This is a genomic window from Oceanispirochaeta sp. M1, assembly GCF_003346715.1.
Lineage (GTDB): Bacteria > Spirochaetota > Spirochaetia > DSM-2461 > DSM-2461 > Oceanispirochaeta.
This window is the reverse complement of record NZ_QQPQ01000017.1, coordinates 118,983-128,717: the sequence shown is the minus strand read 5'-3', so window position 1 is coordinate 128,717 and position 9,735 is coordinate 118,983. Positions and strand designations below refer to the sequence as shown.

General features: G+C 39.9%; 9 protein-coding genes. 5 read left to right on the top strand and 4 right to left on the bottom strand.

Translation table 11 applies throughout. The features are described 5' to 3' along the window. Positions 1 to 272 precede the first annotated feature (272 nt). Both DV872_RS26840 and cphA read left to right on the top strand, forming a co-directional pair. The gene (locus DV872_RS26840; protein ID WP_196167400.1) at positions 273 to 512 is read left to right on the top strand and encodes a hypothetical protein; all 240 of its coding nucleotides are present in this window, start codon (positions 273 to 275) and stop codon (positions 510 to 512) included. Next, on the top strand, positions 505 to 3,141 hold the full coding sequence (cphA, locus tag DV872_RS13865) for a cyanophycin synthetase (RefSeq protein WP_114630541.1): 2,637 nt from the start codon (positions 505 to 507) through the stop codon (positions 3,139 to 3,141). The genes DV872_RS26840 and cphA overlap by 8 nt, the downstream gene beginning before the upstream one ends. A gap of 267 nt (positions 3,142 to 3,408) precedes the next feature. Here the strand turns inward: cphA and DV872_RS13860 are convergent, their stop codons facing one another. From DV872_RS13860 to DV872_RS27115, 3 genes are all read right to left on the bottom strand, one after another. Continuing rightward, the gene (locus DV872_RS13860) at positions 3,409 to 3,702 is read right to left on the bottom strand and encodes a two-component regulator propeller domain-containing protein (protein WP_114630540.1); all 294 of its coding nucleotides are present in this window, start codon (positions 3,700 to 3,702) and stop codon (positions 3,409 to 3,411) included. A 2-nt stretch (positions 3,703 to 3,704) separates the two neighbouring features. Beyond that, on the bottom strand, positions 3,705 to 5,243 hold the full coding sequence (locus tag DV872_RS13855) for a DUF3369 domain-containing protein (RefSeq protein WP_114630539.1): 1,539 nt from the start codon (positions 5,241 to 5,243) through the stop codon (positions 3,705 to 3,707). Between the two features lie 82 nt (positions 5,244 to 5,325). Beyond that, on the bottom strand, positions 5,326 to 5,448 hold the full coding sequence (locus tag DV872_RS27115) for a hypothetical protein (RefSeq protein ID WP_255525979.1): 123 nt from the start codon (positions 5,446 to 5,448) through the stop codon (positions 5,326 to 5,328). 126 nt (positions 5,449 to 5,574) lie between these two features. On the opposite strand from DV872_RS27115, the gene DV872_RS13850 reads away from it, so the two are divergent. Then, positions 5,575 to 7,350 (top strand): flavocytochrome c, encoded by a 1,776-nt coding sequence (locus DV872_RS13850; RefSeq protein ID WP_114630538.1) that lies wholly within the window; start codon positions 5,575 to 5,577, stop codon positions 7,348 to 7,350. 51 nt (positions 7,351 to 7,401) lie between these two features. On the opposite strand, the gene DV872_RS13845 is transcribed toward DV872_RS13850, so the two are convergent. Beyond that, on the bottom strand, positions 7,402 to 7,998 hold the full coding sequence (locus DV872_RS13845; RefSeq protein WP_158546974.1) for a TetR/AcrR family transcriptional regulator: 597 nt from the start codon (positions 7,996 to 7,998) through the stop codon (positions 7,402 to 7,404). A gap of 105 nt (positions 7,999 to 8,103) precedes the next feature. Between DV872_RS13845 and DV872_RS13840 the strand changes: the two genes are divergently transcribed. Both DV872_RS13840 and DV872_RS13835 read left to right on the top strand, forming a co-directional pair. After that, positions 8,104 to 8,673 carry a DUF1697 domain-containing protein gene (locus tag DV872_RS13840; RefSeq protein WP_114630536.1) on the top strand — a complete coding sequence of 190 codons (570 nt, stop codon included), beginning with the start codon at positions 8,104 to 8,106 and terminating at the stop codon, positions 8,671 to 8,673. 6 nt (positions 8,674 to 8,679) lie between these two features. Next, entirely contained in the window at positions 8,680 to 9,429 is a 750-nt protein-coding gene (locus DV872_RS13835) for a class I SAM-dependent methyltransferase (RefSeq protein ID WP_114630535.1), read from the top strand. Positions 9,430 to 9,735 lie beyond the last annotated feature (306 nt).

Sequence of the window (9,735 nt, the reverse complement as noted above, 5' to 3'; positions counted from 1 at the left end):
ATTACAGTATTATTCATGGCAGTTTTGCTCCGATAATTTTAAAAATTTGGTTATTTTATTATATTTTATCTGAGCAATCTTGCCTATTTCTTTTTATTGAAAGGAATTAACAACTGCGAAAGTTGAGAGGTTTATTAAAGGGAAAAGTATTAACAACTTCGGGATTTGGTTTTGTTGAAAATGTTGTTTTCGATACTCACTTTATGACAAGAGGCCGTATTGGTCGTTTAATTCAGATTGTAACAACGAATCCCACTTGTATAGGAGTGGGGTTGGGAGAAGATTCAGGGATTGTCTTAAATGGTGATGGAATCGGAGAGATTATCGGAACAGGACAGGTCATAATCGTAAATGGTAGTAATATTATTCATTCGAATATAATCGATATAGAACCGGGTGAAGCAATAGCTGTTGAAAACATTCAAATTCACTCTCTTGTTGATGGATATGGATACAACTTTAAAAAAAGAAAATTTTTAAAACCATCACAAATTGGAGAATTAAGTGATTGAAATACAAGAATTAAGAGCACTACGCGGTCCTAACAGACATACAAGGCACACAGCCATATTTATGGCTTTAAATATCAGGGATTATGAAGAACAACCTTCAAATAAAATTGATGGATTTGCTGATAGACTCCTTGAGCTAATTCCCACTTTGTATAATCATAAGTGTTCAATTGGAAAACCTGGTGGTTTTATCCAGAGATTGCACTCTGGAACCTATGCAGGACATATAATCGAACACATTGCAATTGAACTACAATGTTTATCAGGTATGGAAGTTCAATATGGGAAAACTCTGGATACAACACAAAAGGGAATCTACCTCGTTGTTTTTAGATATCTTGTAGAATCGGCAGGTTTAATGGCTGCCCGGAAAGCAGTAGCTTTATTTGAAGCAGTAGCTGAAGGAAGAAGCTTTGATCTTGAGCAGGTGATTTTTGAGCTCAAGGTATTACGGGAAGATGATATGTTGGGACCAACAACGGAAAGTATTGTTGAAGAGGCGAAATCGAGAGGAATCCCTTATATCCGCCTAAATAATGATAGTCATATTCAATTAGGATATGGATCGCATCAAAAAAGAATTCAAGCTTCCATAACCTGCCAAACTTCAGCGATAGCTGTAGAAACTGCTGATGAGAAAACAAGAACGAAAGAACTATTGAAAAAATCAGGAATTCCCGTTCCATACGGAAAAAAGGTTTCGACTGTAGAAGATGCCTTAGCTTTGTTTAATAAAATGGACACTGCTGTTGTTATCAAACCGGAAATTGGAAATCATGGAAGAGGTGTCAGCATCAATATAACAAATGCAGATCATTTCCAAAAAGCTTTTGAAGCAACTCATAATGAACATTCAGATGTGATCGTAGAGCAATTTGTAGAAGGTTTTGATTTCCGTTTGTTAGTAATAGATGGAATACTTGTTGCTGCTGCAAAAAGAGAACCTGCTCATGTTATTGGTGATGGAAAATCATCTATCAAAGAACTTGTACAAAAAATCAATGAAGATCCTCGTCGTGGTTTCGGTCATGAAAAAGTATTAACAAAGATTGAAATTAATGAGGCAACTGAAGAAATTCTGTCATATAAGGGATATTCATCCAATTCTTCTCCTCATTTCGGAGAAAAAGTTTATTTGAGCGCTACCGCTAATATTAGTCAGGGAGGTACTGCAACTGATGTTACAGATGAAGTCAGTCCCTCGATTCGTTTAATGGCACAAAGGACAGCAAAAATTATTGGCTTAGATTGTGCCGGAATCGATGTGTTGGCGAATGATATCTCACTTCCTTTAAAAGAATCAGGCATTCATGTGGTTGAAGTTAATGCTGCTCCTGGATTCAGGATGCATTTAGATCCGACATCCGGGCAATCACGTAATATTGCAAAACCTTTAGTTGATATGCTTTTTAGAAACGGTTACATACAAGTTCCTGTTTTGGCCGTAACAGGAACTAATGGCAAGACTACAACCGCTAAACTACTTAACCATATATTAAAATATGCAGGAAAAAATGTCGGTCTCGCATGTACAACAGGAATTGAAATAGATGGTAATCCCATTTTAAATGGTGATTATAGTGGTCCGGAAGGTGCCCAAGTTGTAATGAGAGAAACAACTGTAGATCATATTGTATTAGAAGTAGCACGAGGTGGAATTGTCAGACGGGGAATGGGAATCGATCAAGTTGATGTTGGTATTGTATTAAATATTGGAACAGATCATATAGGATCAGACTGGATCGAAACTCAGGAACAGCTAAGCTTAGTAAAATCAACAGTTATAGAAGTTGTTAAAAAGAATGGCACTTCAGTTTTAAACGCAGACGATATAGCAACGATGAACATTCGGGATCGTGCCCGGGGAAATGTAATTCTCTTTTCCCTAAACCCAAAAAATCAAAAAATTATTGAACATATTGCAAATGGAGGTACTGTCGTTTTAACAGAAAATCTATGGGTGATTATTCGAAATAACCTTCTAGACATCAAAGTTTGTTTACTTGATGAAATACCAATAACTTTTGGAGGAATTGTTGATTTTAATATCTCAAATGCTCTGGCGACAGTTGCGGCTCTACATGGTATAGGTATGCCATTAGAGCAAATTAGAAACGGTATTCAGACTTTTTATCCTTCAGCTAATCAAAATCCTGGACGTATGAATTTATTTGACTTTCAAAAATATAAAGTCCTAATTGATTATGGTCATAATCCGGATTCAGCCCGGGCATTGTCAAAATTATTACCTTGTCTTTCTCAAGGACGAAAAATTGCCTTATGTCACGGTACGGGAAATAGAACCGATGAACAATTAATATTATTGGGAAAAACGCTGGCAAAACTATATGAGTACATAGTCCTGGCTGATTTTGATCCACGGAATAGACCCCTGGGGGAAACTTGTGAATTGGTTCGCAAAGGTTTAATTTCTGAAGGAACCAAAGAAGAAAATATTAAAATTGTTTTAAAATCAGAGATAGCATTGGATTATGTTTTCTCAAAAGTTGAAACAGGAGATCTTCTTGTTATCCAACCTGATGAACTCGAACCTATAATGGGGCAAATTCTGGAAAGATATCGGAATTTTCTTGAATCATTTCCCGTTGATGAAGACAAAGGGAAATAAATATATATATAAATCCGAAAGAGATGAATCAAATGCTTTATTAATGACTCAACTTTTATAATTGTTAATTCCTTTCAATAAAAAGAGATAGGCAATAGTTTAGGTATAATAAGTAATCTTAACCTAAATTTTTTCTCTGGTAATAATTGATATCACTTTTCAGGCAGATTAAAATAATCCTGGAAAATCAATTTTTACTGGTAGAAGATTATATCAATAGAATATTGGATAAATGGATGGAATCTTTCTCGGATTCTTTGAGTGGATTTATCTAACAATGTTTACTGCGAAAGTTGAGTTTATAAGATTTACAAATCCCGGGGGAAAGGCATCGATGTCCTTACGGGGATAGTTAATGAGAGTTGTTCCATTCCAGCGGGTAAAACCTGCCTGGGTGCCTATCCATAAAAAACCGTAACTATCCTCTTCAATGACAATTACTGAGTTCTGAGCAAGTCCCTCATCAACGGTGAGAGATTGAAAGATCTCAGACTTCTCCAGAGAAAAGACATTTCCGAAAACTGTCAAAAACAGGATAAGAGTCAGGCTGCTTTTTCCCATAATCAATCCGGATTTTTATTGAATATTTCCAGAAAGGCATCTTTATTCTGAACAAACAGCTCAACCAGTTCAGGATTAAACTGTGTTCCCGAGCCTTCTTCTATTATTCCCACGGCTTTTTCAAAGGGCCATGCCTTTTTATAACATCTGTTTGAAAGAAGGGCATCCGTCACATCCACAAGACTGACAATCTGTCCCTCTACAGAAATGTCTTCAGCAATCTTGCCACCGGGATAGCCACCGCCGTCCCATCGTTCATGATGATCAAGGGCAATACGGGCAGCCATATTTATTATGGGATTATCTGTATTTTTCAAGATTTCATACCCTTCCATGGAGTGCTCTTTCATAGTGATCCACTCTTCAGCAGTCAGTGCTCCCGGCTTATTCAAAATGGCATCGGGGGTTCCGACTTTTCCTACATCATGCAGAGGAGCCGCCATCTGGATACACTCAATAAAATCCGCTGTTTTACCGTAGAGCTCTGCAAGAAATGCAGCGAAGTCTCCCACACGGTTAACATGAGAACCTGTTTCCCTGGAACGGCTCTCCATTGCACCTCCGAGAAGACGGATAAGCAGTCGCTGACTCTCCTGTATTTCATCATGAAGCATCAGATTTTCATAGGACAGAGAAACATTAGATGAAAACAGATTCAAAAGCTTTTCATCCTCCTCAGTCAAAGGCTCCCGGCTCTTCAAAGCCATAATAATCTCATTTCCCCTCTGGGTCTTCTGATAATGGATATAGTAAGGATGTTCTTTGATATCCTGATGATTAATCATACTGTTATTAATAAGGTCGTGGATACGCCCTTCAAGACTCTGCATATCCTCTTCCTGATAAATATTTATACTTTCGGGAGTCATTGCCAGGACTCTTGTCTTCTGTCTCCCTTTGGATACAGTAAAACTTTCCGTTGGTTCCAGAAGAAGCTGGCCGCGATCGGTACCGGTGAAGCCTTCTATCTGTTTTAACAGAGAGGATGCAAATTCAGGCAGATTCTTGGCGGTACTTATACTTGTAATGGAATCTACAAGCTGTTCAATATTACTGCGCTGTTTCTTTAAGGAATTGATATCTCTGTAGGAACGTAGGGAAGTATAGAATAAAGCCTCAAGATCGCTCTGTTTCAGCTCTGTTTTGTTTTTATAAGCATCAATATCATAATCCTTGATAACAGAGTACTCAGGAGCCACTCCCGGTTGACCTGTTCTGAGAATAATCCTGGTATAACTGTTCTTACATTCATGACGAATAAAATCTGCCAGCTTCAGCCCCGAATCATCCTCTTCCATAACAACATCAAGTAGAATTACGGCAAACTGATTCTCTTCCGAAACTAAAAAATCCCGCGCTTCCCCGGCACTGTAGGCACTGTAAAATTTAAGAGTTCTATCCTGAAAAGTAAAACGTCTGAGAGCCTGACGTGTAATTAGATGAATCTGATCATCATCATCAACTATCAGAATATTCCAGGGAGACAATTTAGTTTTTTTAGTATTTCCTTCTGATGCATCTGTTTTCTTAAGCCAATCCATAAAATAATCATAGTTGTAAATATTGGACAATTCAATTGACTTTATGGGAAATCACAATCTTTTGTAACAGCTGGGCCTCAGCTCAAAAGAGTCGGTCCATAACGGTAACTCCCCGCCCTTTGAAGCTGTTCATGTCACCTAGTTCTGTTAAAGACTCAGTCAGAGTGATCCGCTTTTCGATTAGAAAGCATCCTGATTTTTTCAAGAAAAAATTATCGAATTAAATTGATTTTTATAATCAGTAAATATATACTGTTTCCAATTACACCGAACCTATTCCATGAATGCGTTCGGTGTAATGTTTTATTTAAGAACAAGGAAAAGAAAATTTATGAAAAAGATTCTCACTTTTATTCTGGTCACAGCATTGTCTGTAATCATTTTCGGATGTGGCAGTAAGGCTCTTTATGAACCTGGCACATATACCGGAGGAGCTCCTGGTATACATGGAGAGGATGTCGTTCTCGAAGTAACAGTCGACAAGAAAGAGATCATAGAGATCAAGGTCATTGAAAACAATGAAACACCCGGAGTATCGGATGTGGCTTTCGAGAGAATTCCTCTAGCGATCATCAATGGTCAAACACTTAATGTTGATACCGTTTCCGGAGCTACCTTCTCAAGTAAAGCCATCATTGGAGCTGCAACTGAAGCCTTAAAAAAGGCTGGTGCAGACATAGCCGAACTGATTGAAGGAGCAAAAACTGAAGCAGATACTGTTTCTGCGGCAACCGAAGTTTTAAATGCTGATATCGTTATTATCGGAGCTGGTGGTGCCGGGCTTGCGGCTGCTGTCTCTGCCAATCAGAATGGTGCTTCTGTAATCGTACTGGAAAAGATGCCTCAGATTGGTGGTAATACCATCATTTCCGGTGCTGCCTACAACTGTGCAGATCCGGAATTTCAGGCGAAATTCGGTATAGAAGACTCTGTGGAAAAGCATTATGAGCAGACCTTCAACGGCGGTGACAAATTGGGAGACCCTGTTCTTATCCAAACATTGGTAGAGAACGCCCTCCCCACACTAAAGTGGCTGGACGGTATGGGAATGGAGTTCAAAGATCATATCTTTACCGTACTGGGCGGTCTCTGGCCAAGAGCTCACAAGCCGGTTAAGCCTCTGGGAACTGGATTTATCGAAACCTATATGAACTATATCAATGCTCATGATGACATTAAGATTATCACTGATACCAAAGCAACTGAAATCTACCTGGAAGAAGGAAGAGCCAGTGTAGTTAAAGCCACGGGTCCAAACGGAACAGTTATTGCTCAAGGTCATAAAGCTGTAATCATTGCTACCGGAGGATTCGGTAACAATATTGAAATGCGTCAGAAATATAACAAGCTCTGGGCTACTCTTGATGAAAGTATCAAAACAACCAACCATCCAGGTGCTACCGGTGACGGTATCGTTATGGCTGAAAAAATCGGTGCGGCTCTTATCGGAATGGAGTATATTCAGCTGCTTCCCATGGGAGACCCCAAAACCGGAAGTCTTTTAGGAAACATTGAACAAGGTGTTGAAAACCGGATATTTGTCAACAAAGACGGTAATCGATTTGTTGATGAAGGCGAAAGACGAGACGTTATGACCAAGGCTCTCTTCGATCAGGAAGATGCCTATATGTGGATTGTATTGGATTCTCATAATTATCCGACCAGAGAGACTAAAAACAACTTTAATGAATCGATACAGGAAATGCTGGATCAGGGTCGGGCTTTCGAAGGTAATACCATTGAAGAACTGGCTGGAAAGATCGGTGTGGATTCTGCCAAGCTGAAAGCCGCTGTTGATGGTTTCAATGCAGCTGTAGAATCAGGCAAACCTGATTCATTTGGACGGACTCTCTTCGATCAGAAAATCGATACTCCTCCCTACTACGCCGGCGCACGGATGCCTACGGTCCACCACACTATGGGTGGTATCAAGATCAATGCAAAAACCCAGGTTATAGATTCCGAAGGTAATGTAATTCCCGGGCTTTATGCTGCAGGTGAAACTACCGGAGGTATACATGGGGCTAACCGTCTTGGTGGTAATGCTCTTCCGGATATCAATGTATTCGGTAAAATTGCCGGAGCCAATGCGGCCGCTGAACAATAAAGTCTTCAGAATTATTTAATAGAGCTGTCCGGTGAAGTACCGGACAGCTTTTCAGAAAGCTTCAATACCTCTTAAAGCTCGGTCAACTGTTTCCACCATCCTTTCTTTCAGATCGAAATCTCCTTCATAAAGACACCAGTGAAAAACAACTCCTCTCGCACAAACAAACAACCACTCACAACCTTCTTCCGGAGAAACAGTCAATTTAAGATTTCCCAAATCCACCTCATCACGAATCAGTTCTGTAAGACGAGTCTGCATGGGTCTGCCTTTCTTAATGAATATCTTATTCTTCCAGGTGTAAAACCTCTTTGAGAATTCTAAACCACTTGATATGACCAGTTCTGCATAAGTGCGCATATATTCCAAAACAACAACCCGTCCTATAAAGTTCTGAGCACTGCTGGTATTCCAAATATTGAAATCGTCATCAGCCATACGGAAGGTTTCTTCCAGAATGCTGTCTTTTGATGGGAAATAGTGGTAAAAGGCTCCCACAGAACAGTCAGCTTTCCTGCAAATCTCCGTGATGCTTGTTTCATCAAATCCTTTATCTGAGAATAAGGCAATTCCAGTTTCATAAATTCTTTGTTTTGTTTGTTCAGCCTGTTTGTCCCGGGATGTTTTCTTTTTTTTGATTTCACTCATAATAACCATATTAAATCTTTTATAAATAAAGATACAAGCGGCTTTTGAGAAGCTCAAGGATGATCTGTCCTTACTGTTCTTTTTCAAAGTCCCAGGAAAAGTTCTATGATTGAAGCAGAGGTGACACAGATGCTTTATACAGCCTTTTTGAGAGGAATCAATGTTGGGGGGCATAGGAAAATAAAGATGGCCGACCTTAGAAGCCATCTGGAAAATCGGGGTTGTACGAGGGTAAAAACATATATTCAAAGCGGTAATATTGTGTTTGAAGCTGATGAAAACACCATGACAGGCAAAAGACTGGAAAACCTGCTCCTTGAGCATTATGGATTTGAGGTTTCTATCGTTCTACTGCCATCCCAGGAGCTTAAACAGATACTCATAAGTTTTCCATTTGGAGAAAACCATCCCGACACAGCCGGAAACAAAACCGTATTCACCTTTATTGATTCAGCTAAAGGCAGCAGTGCAGAAGAGATAAATAAACTGAAAGAATTTGCCAGCAGCTCCGAGAAATTAGTATATTCAAAACAGGGATACTGGCTCCACTGCCCCGAAGGATATGGTAAAACTAAACTGTCCAATGCTCTCATTGAGAAAAAACTGGGTAAATCCGCCACCACACGCAACCTGAGGACCCTGAAAGCAATGGTCCTCATGACTGAGGAGACTTAAAAAAGAATGGATGATCTACAACTTATAGTTGATTTCCACGTAGACGGAGAACGTCAGGGACCCGGAAGCCATGAGGAGACTGGAAAGGCCCTCAAGCTCAGTGGAATTCAACCTTCTGAAGAACTCAAGATAGCCGATATAGGCTGCGGGTGCGGAGCACAGACTCTGGACCTGGCAAAACTGACTTACGGCAAGGTAGTTGCTGTAGACCTATTTCCCGAATTTTTAAACGAAGTCAAACATAAAGCCGACGAAATGGGAGTCTCCGACAGAATCAACACCCTTCAATGTTCCATGGAGAACCTCCCTTTTGAGGAAGAGTCCCTTGATATTATCTGGTCGGAAGGTGCCATCTACAACATGGGTTTTCAGAAAGGACTGCAGGCATGGAACAAATTCCTGAAACCCGGTGGAATCATCGGAGTTACTGAAATAACCTGGCTGAAGGATAAACGTCCGGAAGAACTGGAAGAGTTCTGGGCCGGGGAATACTCGGAAATGCACACTGAAGATGTGAAACGGGAACAGATGAAGCAGAGTGGATTTGAACTGATCGGCAGTTTCACCATCTCTGAAGAGAGCTGGGAGAACAACTATTATGCTCCCATGCTGAAAAGAATTCCCGATTTCCTCAGCCGTCACAAGGCCGATGAAAAAGCGAAAGAACTGGTCAGGGAAGAAAAAAATGAAATTGAGTTATACCACAGATACAAGGACTACTACGGCTATGTATTTTATATAGGCCGAAAAATCTAAATAGACCCAGCTACTGAAAAAAATCAACGACACATCATCCTACACAAATGTATGAAACAGGCCCATATTATAGAAATTTACTCAAAATCAGTGATTTCTATTGTGCTTTTTTATCATTTTTTGTTACTGTCTCTCTGTGGTCAGACCTGTCTGACCTCTACAACTTCATAAAAATTCCGAGCGCTGACATTGAGGACGGGAAGCCTGAACATACCTTTAAAAGGGTATCGCGGTCGCGCAAAAATGCTGACATGAACTGTCCAAGTCATGATCTGAGCATCTGTGCCGGAATTGCACCTGTTCTTC